The following is a 14,161-nucleotide window of genomic DNA, read 5'->3' on the forward strand; positions in this document are numbered from 1 at the left end:
GGGAGGGGGAGATGCGCCTCGTCAGGATCGGGCTTTTCGCCCTTGTCGGCACCGTCGCCCTCTCGGCACTTGCCCAGACGATCGAAGGTCAGGATGTCGACGCGATCAGGAAGCGCTCGGCCGAGATGAAGGCGGATGCTGAAGCGCTGGTGGACCATGTGAAGGACAGGGGTGTGCGCTTCCGGGAAGAGGCTGGCGCGGTCCAGGAAGGCGGTGTGGCGAACATGCGACGCGTCGCCGCGAGCGAGCTCCCCGTCGGACCGCCTGGCGCGGTCGATTTCGACGAGATCGTCAAAGGGGCTGCGGCCAATGCGTCCGTGCCTAGCGGCGATGCACCAAAGCTGATCGTGTTTGCCAGCCTGTCCATGCCGCAAGCGTCGCTGAAGCGTCTGATCGCCGACACGGCCCAGGCCGGCGGCGTGGTGGTGTTTCGCGGCTTCCCGGACAATTCGGCCAAAGCCTTTGTGAAACAGCTTGGCGCAGTGGTCTCGCGTGACGACATGACCAGCATCGGCATCGATCCGCGGCTGTTTCGCGCGTTCAGCGTCCAGGCGGTGCCGACCTACGTCTCGGTTTCGTCCGACTTCGACCTGTGCGCCGGTTTCAACTGCCAGACGAAACTACCGCCTTTCGACCGTATCGTTGGCAACGTCAGCCTGGAATATGCCCTCGAGCAGTTCGCGCAGGGCAGGGGGCCCGGCGCGCGGGTAGCCGCGGTCGGGCTGTCGAACCTGCGCAAGGCAAATCCATGAGGGGGCAGGTCTCTTGCCTTGGAGCGGCGATCCTGCTCGCGCTGGGATCTCCGGCCGCAGCGCAGATGACCCTCGATGAGGCACGTCAGCAAGGCAAGGACATGGGCTCTGAGAAGCGCCGCGATACCACGCTGGTGCCATCGAGCGATGCTCAGGCCGCAGCGGTGCCGGGCTTTTCCGGCACGAACCTGCCCGAAGGGTCTTACTTCAGTGATCCCGAGCGGCTCGAGGCCGCCGCCCAGGCGACAAAATCGTCCAGCCAGCCCTATCGCATCACGACCGACGCGGACCATACCCGCGCCACGTTCAGCAATTCGGAGGTGCTGACCACCACGGCCCGGGCCACTGCCGTCGAGAATGATCCATCCACCTACCTGGAGGGAGAGGATTACAGCAGCAATGGTGGCTCCTGCGCTCCCCTGCCGCCCGCGCCAGGCAGCACCGGCTATTACGAGGCAACCTGCAATGCCGGTGAAAAGGTCGATGAGGAGACGCGCACCTGTCCGGTCAGCCTCTCGGTCCGGGCCGATCGGCGAACAATCTATACCTATTACGCTGGCCGGTTGAGAACGAACCCGCAGGACGGTGGGCCCTATCCTGCACGCGCCGCATTCGACGATGAAATCGGCTCGGGTGTTTGCTGGGAAAGCCGACCGATCGACTATTGTGGCAGCATGGCCGCCTATGGCTATACGGCCGCTAAAGACTGCCGACGGCTTGGCCACACCGCTGTCGAAGTCAAATGCAGCGCCGAGGCACAGGGCATTACCCCTGGCTTCTTTCATCCTGGCACCGTTGTCTCGACGGGCAACTATTGGCTGACGAAGCAGGACGAACCTGCGGTTCCCGTGATCACGCGCAACGAAGGAATGTGCGCCGGCAACGCGGCTGATGCGAATTGTACGCTGCAGGGCGAGGTTTGCACCTCGAGTGACCCGGTCACTCGTATCGTGGACGGGATCGCGGTGACGCAGCCGTGCTGGGCATGGGAGCGAACCTATCAGTGCAATCGCATCTCCTCAGCAAGCGACTGCGGGGAGCTCGAGACCAACCGTCAATGCACGTATCTACGGACAGAATGCCTCGATGAGGATCCTGACGGCGGCGCCTGCAAGGTGACCGAAAAGATCTACCGCTGCCCGACACCCTCGAGCCCCGGCGAGACCGCCCCACAGTATATCTGCGGAAATGACGTTTACTGCATCAACGGCGAATGCGAACCGATCGTCCGCGAGGCTTCGACCGAGTTCAAGGATGCGCTCGTTGCTCTCCACTCGATCGACCAGGCAGGATCGGAGTTCGATGAAGCGAACCTGACCGTGTTCAAGGGCGCGCGCGAAACGTGCCACAAGCCGGTCTTCGGACTGATCAACTGCTGCGCTGGCAAGTCGTCCGGGCTGCTGACGGCCGCTGCGGGCATTGGGGCACTGGCAGGTGGGCCAACCGCTATCGCGGCGCTCGCGACGCCCTTCCTGGCCCTGTTTGCCTGCTCGCAAAGCGAGATGCGCCTCGACATCAAGGATCGCATGGGATTTTGCCACAAGCTGGGAACATACTGCTCCTCCAGCTTCCTCGGGATCTGCAAGACCAAACGGACTGCCTATTGCTGCTTCGAAAGCAAATTGAGCCGGATACTGCAGGAGCAGGGACGCATTCAGCTCGGTAAGCCATGGGGCGCCCCCAAGAGCGAGCAGTGTCGTGGATTCACGATCGAGGAATTTGCTCGTCTCGACTTGTCCAAGATGGATTTCACTGAGGTCTATAAGGAGTTCATGGACGCCGCCAAGCTGCCCGACGAAGTCGAGACGATGCGGCAGATACAGGACAAGATTAACAACTATTACGAACTGCACGGAACTGGCGGATGAGCGATGGACCATCCGGAGGGCAGATGGCCCCAGCCGCAAATGACGTCATCGATACCTGCGAGGCGTGCCCGATCAACGGCATGACGGTCATCGAGCTCGGCATATTTCTGTCCGTTCACCGCTCGATCCAACCGTTGCCGTCCCAGGACATCTGCGATGTCGTCAATGGCTGGTTCGCCGATACCGTCTCCTGCGCAAGTATCGACAGTGCCACGCTGCTGATGCGGCGGCGGGGCTGGCTTGCCGGTACGCGCTGCGGGTTCTGGGCCACCGAGCAGGGGCGGACCGTAGCGCGCCCCGTTTTGCACGGAATCGTCAATATGCTCGATCAAGGCACTCGTCTCCTCGACGTCGCCTTGATGATGAGCCTGCTTCGCCTCACCAAGAAGGAGCTCGATAGTGCCATCGATCTTTGAACCGGTCCTCCTGCTGCTCCTGTCGGCCACAGACCAACCTCCCGCTGCTTCGCCTCGACCAGCACCCGCTCCACCACTCTGCCAGCGTGCATCGTCCGGCTCCCCATGCTGCCGCGTGCCATCGCTCTGGTCTGAGCCACCCCCACCTTCCGCACCGCAAACGTCTCCAGCGCTCGCGCCGGAGAAGGGGGCCAACCAATGATTGCCCGTGGTTTCATCGCGCTCGTCTATGCAGCCTTTCTCACACCTGTGCCCGCTGCAGCACAGGTCGCCGCACCTCGGCACCAACCCGATGGAGCAACGCAGGCCGGTGACGAATTCTACTGCGAAGAGCGGCGTCTGGGGCAATGGTTCTACTGCACGAAGCCCGAGCCCAAGCCCGATATCGACGCGCCTCAGGCGCCGGCTTCGTCGGCCGCAGAGCGGCTGAGCGCGATCACCAAGGAGTTGGACGAGCTCAAGGCTCGCGCGATCCTGGATCCGTCCCAAGAGAATGTGGTGGCGTATGTGCGATTCCAACGCGAACAGCTCGACCGCGCATCCACCTTCTCTGACACCTGGCAGCGGGCGCTGTGGCAGCATTCAGACCTTGACTACACCTTGCAGCGCCCGGTCTCGACCGTGGCAAAGCGCGCCTGGCTTGATAACCGGAAGGCGGACCGGGACGCGGTCCTGACCAATCTCAGTCAGCGCTATGGCCTGTTCTACTTCTTCGCCCAAAGCTGCGGCGCCTGCGAGGTCTTTTCTCCGATCCTGCGTTCGGTCGCCGACAGCCACCGGATGGCGGTGATGGCGGTATCGATGGATGGCGGCCCAAGCCGCGACTTCCCCCGATATGTGGTCGATAGTGGCCAACGGGCGCGGATGGGCATTTCCGGCAACGAGACGCCGGCCCTCGTTCTTTTCGACACCGCCACGCGCAAGACCATTCCGGTCGGGTACGGCATCCTCAGCGCTGATGAAATCATGGAGCGCATCTTCACGCTGACCAACACCAAGGTGGGGAGCGACTACTGATGAACGGCATACGAGGAAACGCTTTTGGCCGTATGGTCTCCCGTACTGCCACCGGGCTAGCGTTGCTCGCTGCCTCGAACCTCGCGCTTACAGGCGTGGCGCGGGCGGATGTCGCCGGCGAGATGAACAGCTTCTTCAATGACGCCGGGGGCGCTGCCAATGTCACCGGCCCGTCCGCCTATCAGGGGCAATCGGCAGGCTACTATTCGCTCGGCAATGTCTGGACCCGTTTCCCCCAGAAGAGCGTGTCTCCCTTCAATCTGCAATTACCGAGCGCCAGAGCGGGCTGCGGCGGCATAGATCTGTTCGCAGGCTCCTTCTCCTTCATCAACGCGAGTGAGATCGTTGCGATGCTGAAGGCGACGGCGAACAACGCGCTTGGTTTCGCCTTCAAGCTCGCCATCGACAGTGTGTCGCCGGAGATCGGCAAGGTAATGGATGAGTTCTCCCAGAAGGCGCAGCTCCTCAACCAGATGAACATCTCCTCGTGTGAGACCGCCCAGGCTCTGGTTGGCGGGATCTGGCCCCAGATGGAGACGACACGATCCACGATCTGCGAGGCGGTAGGGAACAGCCAGGGCATCTTTTCCGACTGGGCGGCGGCACGGCAGGGCTGCAATAATGGTGGCCAGCGCGACAGCACGATTGCCCGAAACAATGATCCGCGAATGCGCGAGCAGCTCATCGGCGAACCGCACAACTACACCTGGGAGGCGCTGCGCAAATCGCAGAAGTTCGGGGCCTTCGACCAGGAATTCTCGGAATACATCATGACGATCGTGGGCACGGTCGTGACCCGGCCGCCAACTGGCAGCGATCAGGGGCCGCAGGTGGATATCGTGGGCCCGGCCGAGGAAGCGGTGGTCACCGCGCTCCTGGATGGCACTGCCAACGCGCCGGCGGTGAAGATCCTCAAATGTACGAACTCGGACTGCACGACGATTGGCGAGCAAGCCCTCACGGTTCCCGCGAGTGCTGCATTGCGGCCGCGGATCTCAGCGATGATCACCTCGATCAGCAGCAAGATCCGCAGTGACACCGCGCTAGATGCCGGGGAGCGGCAGCTTCTGAACATCGCTACGATCCCGCTGTACAAAATCCTCGCGGTTCAGGCGATGGCCCATCAGGTGCTGGCCGACGGGGAGATCCAGACGCTCTCCGAGATCGTCGCAATCGACATGCTCAACGCGATGGTCGACAACATACTCGACCGGGTTGAGCAGGCGAAGGTCTTCTATCAGACGGCCGACCAGGAAACCGCTTCGCAGTGGCGCCAGCAAATCGCAGCGACGCGCGCGAAATTCGCGCAGCGCGACATCAAGCTGAGCAATAAGCTCAATGAGACGCTGATGATCATCAACCGCAGCGTTATGCTCGAATCCACGCTGCAGAACGCGATGTCACCGGGCATGCAGGCAGCACTCAGCTTTTCGCGGAGCCTCAATGTCCAGGGCCTGATGTAAGGCGGGGAGGGGGGTATGCTGGAGGTCTTTACGGTTGGCGGCGGTGAGTATCTCGTCAACACGTTCAACGCCGTTGCCGCCTGGTCGGGGGGAGGGGGCTATAAGTCCCTGATCCGGGTGGTGATGGTGATGGGCTTGATCTACTCCCTGATCACGGTCGCTTTCAGCCTGAACTACAAGGCGTGGCTCAACTGGTTCCTGGGAGCGACAGCAATTTATCTCTGCCTGATGGTCCCCACCGTCGACATCAAGGTGACCGACAGGATCAACCCGTCCCTGGCGCCAGCGACTGTCGACAACGTGCCCCTGGGCCTGGGGGTCCTTTCAAGCTTCACGACACAGATCGGAGACTGGCTGACACGGACGGCCGAGACGGTGTTCGTTATGCCCGGAGAGCTCAACTACACGTCGAATGGCATGATTTATGGCGCGCGCCTCTTCGATGCCACGCGCAACTTCACCATTCGCGACGCCGAATTTTCGACCAATCTCGAGCAGCATTTCAAGAACTGTGTCTTCGGTGACGTGCTCCTCCACCACAAATCGCTGACCGATCTGGCGAAGGCCAGCGACCTTTGGACGGCGATCGGTCCTGGATCGGAGGCCCGATCCCAGCAATGGCTCGAGAGAGCTTCCGGCGGGAAGGTAAGCAGTCACATTGTTACCTGCCGGGTCGCATACCAGGCGCTGGGCGGGCAGTGGGAAACCATGATCCAGGCCAACGCGGCGATCTGGGGCAAGATTGTGTATCCAAGGCTCAGCAACGAAGCGGCGGCCGCGAAGCTCACCCATGACGTTCCAGTGATCAACGCAGCGTTCACCGGCAACAGCGATAATTTCGTGGGCGTGATGCGGCAGAACAGCGCGATCAATGCGTTCATGCAAGCGCGGGATGGCATGTCGGGAAGCACTGCTGGTGCGTCGATCGATGCCTTTGCTACTACCCGAGCCGACATTCAGGCCCGCAACACTTACAATTCGATTGCGCAACAGGCGATGGCCTGGGTGCCGATCCTGAACATTGTCCTGACGGTTGTCTTCTTCGCGATGTTCCCTGTGATCTTCCCATTGTTCATGATGCCCCAGACCGGCCTGAATGCCCTGCGCGGCTATGCCATGGGCTTCTTCTATCTGGCTGCTTGGGGACCGCTCTACGTGATCCTCCATATGGTCTGCATGACTCGCGCCGAGAGCGCCGTCCGCGGTCTTTCGGGGGGTGGGATGTCCCTTGGGAGCTATGCCGGCATCGGGGCCGTCAATTCCGAAACCGCGACGATCGCCGGCTTCATGCTCATGAGCATACCGTTCCTTGCTGCTGGGCTCGCACGGGGAGCGATGTCCATCGCGGGGCAGGCTACGAGCATGCTGGCGCCGGCGCAAAATGCTGCGGAGGCCGCGGCTGTGGAACAGACTACCGGCAATTATTCCTACGGGAATGTCAGCTGGGCTAATGCGACCTCGAACATGCGGCAGAGCGACCAATGGACGACCGCGCCCAGCTATATGGGCGGCAATGCGAGCACGGGTTGGCGGCAGGACAATGGTGCCGTCGTCACTGGCTTTGGCAACGGTCAGGAGGTGATCGACACCGGAGCGGCAATATCGAGGCTCGGGTTCACCCCGACGGCGACGAGCGGCAATGTGGCGGAATGGCGTGAGATGGCAAGCAGCGCCCATCGTCAAGCCCAGGCCTATGAAAATGCCGCCCAGGAACTGATCACCTGGACCAAGACTGATCGTAGCGGCACGAGCCGGTCAACGGAAACGTCCTCTGGATGGGACTCCAGCGCTGGCCGCTCGGCAAACACCTCAGTCGATCAATTCGACCGCACCACGGCGTCGAGCAGCCAGGGCTTCGACGAGCGGTCGTCAACAGGCCAGAGTCTCACAATAGGTAACGGTCGAGATCGGTCGGCAACCGTATCTGATACCGTCGGAGGGAGATTGTCGGCAGGAACTTCCGGCGGAGGGGGAGGCAAACAAGGCCTTCGCGGTGCTCTTCCCTCACTCGGACTTCAGGTGGGTTCTCAGGGACAGCAGTCCGACCAGCTACGACACTCTACTTCGGACAATCGGACGTCCGAAAGCCAGAGCTCCGCGAGCAGCAACTTTCGAGATGAACATTCGAGTGGATCAGGCGCATCACAGGCTGATGGGACCTATGAGAAAGCAGGCACCTTCTCGCGCGCATCGACAACCGCGAGCAGTTCCATGTCGCATGAGGAGGCTCTCGCACGCGCGAATTCTTACTCCGAGACGGCGCGGAAGCTCGAGGAACTATCCCAGCAGCTGTCGCGCGATGCGAGTTATGCAGAGACCCACGGCCTCAGTCTCAGCCAGAATCTGAGCCAGGATCTTGCGCAGTGGTATCGGACTGAGCAGGCCTCCAGCAGGGGGCTCGATGCGCCGGAACTCTGGGCTACCGTGCTGACGCCGCATCAGGCACAGGTCCGGCAAGAAATGATCGAGCGATGGATGGAAAGCCGCCAGGAAGCCATTCGCGCCGAGGTCGCAGATCGTCTGGGTGAACCCGATTTGGTGCATGTTGGGCATCCGGATACCACAGACGCATCGGATGTCGCGGGAGCCTATCGACCACGGGTGCCGCCGAAGCTTCCCAGCGGGCCGGACCGCGGCGACCCGCACAAAGCCTCGGAGCTAATCGATGCAGGGGCAAAAAGAAGCGCCAGCGAACGAGGGTCAGCGCAGGCCGTTCGTACTACCAACGTGCAGGCTGCTTCCTCGCTTCAATCCGAGGCAGGCGAAAACCAGAATGTCGGTTTCTTCCAGGACAAGAACCTGCGTGACTGATGTCAAAGCGCTACGAACATGTAGCCGATGACGCCCAAAAGCAGCACGTACGCAAAGCCGTGAGCGATCTTGCCTCCAACAGTCTGAGGAAGCGGCTGTGCCTCTTGGAAACCTGTCGGATCGTCCGCATCATCGTCCACGAACCCAAAAAGCGGTCCGCCGAGTTGATCTCGCGTGAGATTGAAGAGATTCCAATCGAAGTGCTGCATCGTTCTCTCCGGTGCGCTTCGAACATAGCGCAGAAGGGAGGAAACTTCAAACTCAGGCAGGATCTGGCGTGGACCTTTCATCGGCCACGATGCCTAAAGGCAGATCAACCCCATGCTCTATCCTGGCAACCGTCAGAAGGCCCTTATAGGTTTCGACGCGCTGCCCGGCAGAAAGGATGCGGGCCTCGAATGATCCGAAACCGACCCATTCAGGGGGATATGTACGCACCTGCTCGAAATCCTTCTTGGGCACCGAGCTCGGCCCGCGATTGGCGATGCGCACCGATGATTTCGGTGCGAACACCATCGCGCTGCCATCTTCAAATTCAACGAGGATATTCTCGTTCATCACAATCCCCTTATTTCAACCGTGCCGATGCCACTTCGGTCTTATGGTGGAAATCTGGTTCTGAGCGTAGGCATTCTTGCTCTTGATCAGGCACGGCCAGTTCCCGCAAATTTGCCTCGCTCGGGGTGGCGGTGATCGACCAATTTTAGCCGTTTAGAGGGTATGTCATGAACAGCAACTTATGTCAGAACCTGCCATCGACCTGTGCAATCTTTTGGAGAACATTGATCGTCGCCTAGGCTTTTGGCGCTGATGCCGCATGGGACCATACCAAAGCGTCAATCGGCTGGTTTACAGATTTGCTTCTAGTTGACAGATTTATCAATTAGCCCATAGTGCCTTTGAAACGATGACGAGGGCCGACCGACATGACCAAGACCTTTCCTTGGGACTATCACAAGGATTTGACCGAAGAGCGCCTCGTTGCGGTCGGGCAGATGATCCTCGAGGCTCGGCGTTTGGCTGTCGAACTTTTCGATTCCGACATTGGTGACGATGGCTGGACCTTGGGGTGCCGTGCATCCCAGTTCGCTCGATACCGTATTCTCACGGCCTTCGACGGCCAGCGCTTTCCCTGGCTGACCGTGATCGATCGCTCCCGCCGTCTGATCTTCACGATCGGCGAGGTGCCGGTTCGCATTTATCGCGGTGAGGCGGAAGAGCCAACCGCCCGTACCCTTCATCAGAGCCTGAGCGAGCTGGACCAGCTTGGCTTCTCGTTCGATGAGCGCGATGAGGGTCACGATCTCGCTTACCGCTTTGCGGTTGAGACCGATGTCGATGGCAGCGCTCTCGCCGTCAAGTTCGTCGGCCTGCGCGGTGAGACGGCTGTGCTGAACTGGAATGTGCCTCTCGGTTTGGACGCATTCACTGGTGGCATCGGTATGCCAGCGACCGAGTCTGTTGAGCTCGATGCCCCCAGCGTGGGCGTGCGCGATCGTAAGACGAAAACAGGCGAGTAACGCCGTTCAAACGGCAAGGAATGAAATGGTCATTTCCGCTTTCCACGGGGAGCGCTTGCGCCTCGCTCGAGTGGCGCTGGGCTTGACGCTCGACCAATTGGGTGCGCGGGTCAGCGCCACACGCCAGTATCTTAACCAGCTTGAGCAAGGGCTGAAGGTACCCACCGACGAGATGCGCGCCGCGCTCGCGGCAGCTCTCGGCATTGCGGAGCATTTCTTCGCGATCCCGGCATCGGCGGGGATTAGTCCGGAGCAGTGTCACTTCCGTAAGCAGCGCACGACACCCGTGTCCGTCGTCAGCCAGGTGCTGGCGCGCGGTACCCTGCTTGACGGTTTCGTTAGCAGGCTAGACCACGAACTCGATCTTCCGACCGTGTCTTTCCCCGATATTCCGGTGGCCAGCGCGGCCGAGATTGAAGCCGCGGCCGATCATGCGCGTGAGCATTGGCGGCTCGGAACCGGTCCGATCTCGAGCATGATGCGGGTTGTGGAAAATGCTGGGGCCGTGGTCAGCTTCTTCAGTGGTGTGTCCGAACGGGTGGACGCTCTTTCAATAGATTGTGTTCGGCCAATGATCATCCGCAGCGAGGCGAAGCCTGCCGCCTGCAGGCTGCGTTTCGACTTGGCGCATGAGGCCGGGCACCTCATCATGCATCGAGGCATTCAAACCGGCGATAAGGTAACTGAGGATCAGGCAAACCGGTTTGCCAGCGCCTTCCTGTTGCCCCGCTCTTCGTTCATCCATGAGTTTCCGCGCAGCCGCCTCCTAGACTGGTCGGCCATATTCTCGCTGAAACTCCGCTGGAAGGTATCAGCCGCTGCGATACTGCGGCGAGCCTATGACCTTAGGATGATTTCTCCGGATCAGTATCGGACCGGCTACATCCATCTTAGCAAGACCGGCCAAAGGCGCGCTGAGCGCTTCGACGATCAGATCCCCACAGAGATGCCCGAACTCCTGCCCAAGGCTTTGCAGGCCCTCGAGGCAGCATTTCCCGGTTCACTGACCCGCATGGTCGATGCCTCGGGTTTGCAGGCCGAGATGTTCGAGCACGTCTCTGGCCTCGCGCTGCCAGTGGAAAAGACACCAGACGACAACATCGTTCCGATTAACCTTTGGAAATCAAGCATTTAACGGGATGTGGCCGATACGGCCTGAGTGCTAGGATCGCGTGCATAAGAGTGCGCGGCATCGGATTGGATAAAGGGGATTGTCGTGAAGTTGGTGGAGTTAAGACTGTCGAATTTCCGCTGCTTCGGACCAGAAGCGACGAAAATTTCGCTCGCAAATACGACCTTCATCTTGGGCCCTAATGGCTCAGGCAAGACGGCGGTCTTGCAGGCGCTCGGAAGAATGTTCAGTCTCGACCCCGCGCAGCGTAAGATCCGCACGTCGGATTTTCACATCTCATCGGATGAAGACCCGGAGGACGCACCTTCGACGCGAGATCTGTGGATTGAGGCCGACTTCGAGTTCCCCGAGTTAGCCGATGCCGATGCCGATGAGGCAGAGGACGGCACAATGCCGGCCGTCGCAGGCAACTTCTCCCATCTCCAGATGGAAACAGACGACGCGTCGGTTCGAATTCGCTTCCGCCTCCAAGCCAGCCTCGACGAGGACGGGGACATCGAAGAAAGCTTCACCCATGTGATGCAGGTCGATGATGATGGAGTTCCAACCGTCCAAGGCAGGGTTTCCAAGCAGGACCGGGCCGCGGTGCAGGTCCATTACCTGCCAGCTCGGCGCAATCCCGCAGACCATATCTCTTACGCCGCCAACGCTTTGCTCGGCCGCGCACTTCGTGCCGCCAACTGGTCGGCGGAGCGCCAGACGATCTCGGCTCTCACGGAGCAGATCAGCGCAGCGCTCGTCGGCAACGCGTCGGTTAAGGGGATCGGTGATGAGGTCACCAAGCTCTGGGAATCGCTTCACAAGGGGAAATTTTACGCCAATCCGACTCTGTCGTTCGCTCAGAGCGAAATCGAAAATTTGCTGCGGCATCTCAGCCTGAGCTTCGCGCCCGGTCACGGTACGCCGCAGGTCGACTTCTCCCGACTAAGCGACGGTCAGCAATCCCTGCTGTACATTACGCTCGTTCTCGCGATGCGGGCCATCGGCAATGCAGTGCTAGCCGGCGACACCAATGCATTCGACATCGACAAGCTGCGCCCACCGCTTTTCACACTCGTGGCGGTCGAAGAGCCCGAGAACAGCCTGTCCCCGCACTATCTTGGTCGCGTTCTACGGACGCTGAGCGAGTTCGCGGAAGACGGCGATGCACAAGCCGTTATCGCGACCCATGCTCCCTCGCTGCTGCGCCGCGTCGAACCGGAGAGCATCCGCTACCTGCGCCTCGACGAGGAGCGGCGCACTACGGTGTCCCGGATCACTATGCCAAGCGGGGCCGAAGCGCACAAATATGTCCGGGAAGCGATCCAAGCCTTTCCCGAGCTCTACTTCGCGAGACTGCTGATCCTAGGCGAGGGAGACAGCGAGGAGGTGGTGTTGCCACGTTTGCTCGCGGCGCGTGGTATCCTGGCCGACGATGCCTCGATCTCGGTCGTTCCGCTGGGTGGACGGCACGTGAACCATTTCTGGCGCCTGCTGAGCGATCTCGGCATTCCATTCGTAACGTTGCTGGATCTCGACCTCGCGCGCCACCAGGGTGGCTGGGGCCGGATCAAATACGCGGCGAAGCAGCTGCTGCGATTCCAGGAAGACCCGGTGGATTTCGATGAGGAAGGTGCGGACGCGATTCCCAAGTGGGACAGCAAGCAAGGCCTGATGCTCAACGACGATGGCTGGATCGCCACGCTGGAAAAGAATGCGGTGTTCTTTTCCTCTCCGCTCGACCTCGACTTCATGATGATCGAGGCGTTTCCCGACGCCTATGGCCTGACCGATGCCGAACTCGAGGATCCAGACGACGGCACGATCGACGCCGTGCTCGGCAAGTCACACGACGCGCTCGGCGGTCAATATGACGATGCCCAGCAGCAACTGTTCGGGGCGTATCAGGAACGTTTCAAGCTCGGCAGCAAGCCGAGTTGGCACATCCGGGCGATGGCCAAACTCGACGACGACGCGCTGCTCGAAAGCATGCCCGAGGTTCTCGACCGAATGTTCGACCGCATCGAGGAGAAGCTCGCGGAATTGCCGGAATGATTCCCATCGCGCGCTGGGCGCCATCCGATGGGCTGGTCCTGGAGCCTAATGCGCTCGATGCGGCGAAGGAGACGGCTCGCAATCTCGCGCTCACCGCGGGTCCCGGCGCCGGCAAGACCGAGATGCTCGCCCAGCGCGCCGACTTCCTGCTGCGCACCGCGACCTGCCGCTATCCGCGCCGCATCCTCGCCATCTCCTTCAAGATCGACGCGGCCCAGAATCTGCGAGCACGAGTCCGGCGGCGCTGCGGAGCCGATCTTGGGGCGCGGCTAGACAGCTATACGTTTCATGCCTTCGCGAAGCGTCTGATCGACCAATTCCGCCCGGTGCTAAAGGGCGCGAATGCGCTCGACCCGGATTATTCGATCGGCCAGCGGCGCGTTCAGCGAACATCGATCACCTTCGCCGACATGGTGCCGCTCGCCCAGACGATCATCGAGAATAGTCGTATCGCCCGCAACGCCGTTCGGCAGACCTACAGCCATGTCTTTCTGGACGAGTTCCAAGACTGCACAGCCGATCAATATGCGCTCATTACCGCCTGCTTCGGCGGATCCACATGCCTGCTGACCGCCGTTGGCGATACCAAGCAGAGTATCATGGGCTGGGCTGGCGCGCTCGAAGGCATTTTCCAGACGTTCGCGGACGACTTCACTGCACACCCGCTCAATCTCTACCAGAATTTCCGTTCCGCACCCACCCTGCGGCGAATGCAGAATGCAATGGTGCGGGTGATGGACCCGCTCGCCGCCTTGGACGATGCCGACATCGTCGGGAACGAAGGGTCGATCGCCATCCTCAATTTCGCGGACGACGAAGAAGAGGCCGAAGGCATCGCGGCCCGGGTTCAGCAGCTCGCTGATAATGACGGCGTTTCCCTGTCGGAAATCGCTATCCTCGTCAGCAAACAGCAGCAACTATATTGCCAAAAGCTGATTGCGGCCTTCGACGCCTGCGGCATTGCCTATCGGGAAGAGGACGCAACCCAAAATTTGGCTTCGGAGCCCGCGGCGCGCCTTATCAGCGCGTTGACGAAGTCGGTGTGATCTGATTCAGCCTGGATACGGAAAGAAGGCGGTCAGCGACGATGGCGATGCGACGTGATGGTGATGTGCAGGCGGATCTGATCGTGTCGTGGTCAGATATAC

The 14,161-nt window shown here is 60.7% G+C and carries 12 protein-coding genes; 10 read left to right on the forward strand and 2 right to left on the reverse strand.

What is annotated here, in order from left to right; translation table 11 throughout:
• Positions 1-11: 11 nt before the first annotated feature.
• From trbC to GR702_RS19655, 6 genes are all read left to right on the forward strand, one after another.
• Positions 12-752 (forward strand): type-F conjugative transfer system pilin assembly protein TrbC, encoded by a 741-nt coding sequence (gene trbC, locus GR702_RS19630; protein ID WP_017502430.1) that lies wholly within the window; start codon positions 12-14, stop codon positions 750-752.
• Entirely contained in the window at positions 749-2,620 is a 1,872-nt protein-coding gene (locus tag GR702_RS19635) for a conjugal transfer protein TraN (protein ID WP_026109444.1), read from the forward strand. Before trbC ends, GR702_RS19635 begins: the two co-directional genes overlap by 4 nt.
• Positions 2,621-2,700: 80 nt before the next feature.
• A complete protein-coding gene (locus GR702_RS19640) occupies positions 2,701-3,036 on the forward strand; it encodes a hypothetical protein (RefSeq protein ID WP_026109443.1) in 336 nt (111 codons plus the stop codon).
• A gap of 198 nt (positions 3,037-3,234) precedes the next feature.
• Positions 3,235-4,053: a conjugal transfer protein TraF gene (locus GR702_RS19645; RefSeq protein ID WP_017502427.1), complete on the forward strand. Its 819-nt coding sequence runs from the start codon at positions 3,235-3,237 to the stop codon at positions 4,051-4,053.
• Between the two features lie 32 nt (positions 4,054-4,085).
• Entirely contained in the window at positions 4,086-5,516 is a 1,431-nt protein-coding gene (locus GR702_RS19650; protein ID WP_228167509.1) for a conjugal transfer protein TraH, read from the forward strand.
• 15 nt (positions 5,517-5,531) lie between these two features.
• Positions 5,532-8,327: a conjugal transfer protein TraG N-terminal domain-containing protein gene (locus GR702_RS19655; RefSeq protein ID WP_048938675.1), complete on the forward strand. Its 2,796-nt coding sequence runs from the start codon at positions 5,532-5,534 to the stop codon at positions 8,325-8,327.
• Positions 8,328-8,329: 2 nt separating this feature from the next.
• On the opposite strand, the gene GR702_RS19660 is transcribed toward GR702_RS19655, so the two are convergent.
• Positions 8,330-8,617 carry a hypothetical protein gene (locus tag GR702_RS19660; protein WP_153039523.1) on the reverse strand — a complete coding sequence of 96 codons (288 nt, stop codon included), beginning with the start codon at positions 8,615-8,617 and terminating at the stop codon, positions 8,330-8,332.
• Positions 8,589-8,885, reverse strand: coding sequence for a hypothetical protein (locus GR702_RS19665; RefSeq protein WP_017502540.1), 297 nt, complete (start codon positions 8,883-8,885; stop codon positions 8,589-8,591). Before GR702_RS19665 ends, GR702_RS19660 begins: the two co-directional genes overlap by 29 nt.
• 368 nt (positions 8,886-9,253) lie before the next feature.
• On the opposite strand from GR702_RS19665, the gene GR702_RS19670 reads away from it, so the two are divergent.
• The 4 genes from GR702_RS19670 (at position 9,254) to GR702_RS19685 (ending at position 14,059) form a co-directional block, all read left to right on the forward strand.
• The gene (locus GR702_RS19670) at positions 9,254-9,847 is read left to right on the forward strand and encodes a hypothetical protein (protein WP_048938674.1); all 594 of its coding nucleotides are present in this window, start codon (positions 9,254-9,256) and stop codon (positions 9,845-9,847) included.
• Positions 9,848-9,872: 25 nt separating this feature from the next.
• Positions 9,873-10,982: a helix-turn-helix domain-containing protein gene (locus GR702_RS19675; RefSeq protein ID WP_037521841.1), complete on the forward strand. Its 1,110-nt coding sequence runs from the start codon at positions 9,873-9,875 to the stop codon at positions 10,980-10,982.
• A gap of 90 nt (positions 10,983-11,072) precedes the next feature.
• Positions 11,073-13,013 carry an ATP-dependent nuclease gene (locus tag GR702_RS19680; protein WP_337192650.1) on the forward strand — a complete coding sequence of 647 codons (1,941 nt, stop codon included), beginning with the start codon at positions 11,073-11,075 and terminating at the stop codon, positions 13,011-13,013.
• Positions 13,010-14,059, forward strand: a complete 1,050-nt coding sequence (locus GR702_RS19685; RefSeq protein WP_160987299.1) for a UvrD-helicase domain-containing protein — start codon at positions 13,010-13,012, stop codon at positions 14,057-14,059. Before GR702_RS19680 ends, GR702_RS19685 begins: the two co-directional genes overlap by 4 nt.
• Positions 14,060-14,161: the final 102 nt, after the last annotated feature.

The sequence above is a fragment of the Novosphingobium silvae genome, assembly GCF_009856825.1.
Taxonomy (GTDB): domain Bacteria; phylum Pseudomonadota; class Alphaproteobacteria; order Sphingomonadales; family Sphingomonadaceae; genus Novosphingobium; species Novosphingobium silvae.

Bases quoted from the DNA above. Each gene is read 5' to 3' on its own strand.
- trbC (WP_017502430.1), top strand. From the start codon at position 12: ATGCGCCTCGTCAGGATCGGGCTTTTCGCCCTTGTCGGCACCGTCGCC.
- GR702_RS19635 (WP_026109444.1), top strand. From the start codon at position 749: ATGAGGGGGCAGGTCTCTTGCCTTGGAGCGGCGATCCTGCTCGCGCTG.
- GR702_RS19640 (WP_026109443.1), top strand. From the start codon at position 2,701: ATGACGGTCATCGAGCTCGGCATATTTCTGTCCGTTCACCGCTCGATC.
- GR702_RS19645 (WP_017502427.1), top strand. From the start codon at position 3,235: ATGATTGCCCGTGGTTTCATCGCGCTCGTCTATGCAGCCTTTCTCACA.
- GR702_RS19650 (WP_228167509.1), top strand. From the start codon at position 4,086: ATGGTCTCCCGTACTGCCACCGGGCTAGCGTTGCTCGCTGCCTCGAAC.
- GR702_RS19655 (WP_048938675.1), top strand. From the start codon at position 5,532: ATGCTGGAGGTCTTTACGGTTGGCGGCGGTGAGTATCTCGTCAACACG.
- GR702_RS19660 (WP_153039523.1), bottom strand. From the start codon at position 8,617: ATGAAAGGTCCACGCCAGATCCTGCCTGAGTTTGAAGTTTCCTCCCTT.
- GR702_RS19665 (WP_017502540.1), bottom strand. From the start codon at position 8,885: ATGAACGAGAATATCCTCGTTGAATTTGAAGATGGCAGCGCGATGGTG.
- GR702_RS19670 (WP_048938674.1), top strand. From the start codon at position 9,254: ATGACCAAGACCTTTCCTTGGGACTATCACAAGGATTTGACCGAAGAG.
- GR702_RS19675 (WP_037521841.1), top strand. From the start codon at position 9,873: ATGGTCATTTCCGCTTTCCACGGGGAGCGCTTGCGCCTCGCTCGAGTG.
- GR702_RS19685 (WP_160987299.1), top strand. From the start codon at position 13,010: ATGATTCCCATCGCGCGCTGGGCGCCATCCGATGGGCTGGTCCTGGAG.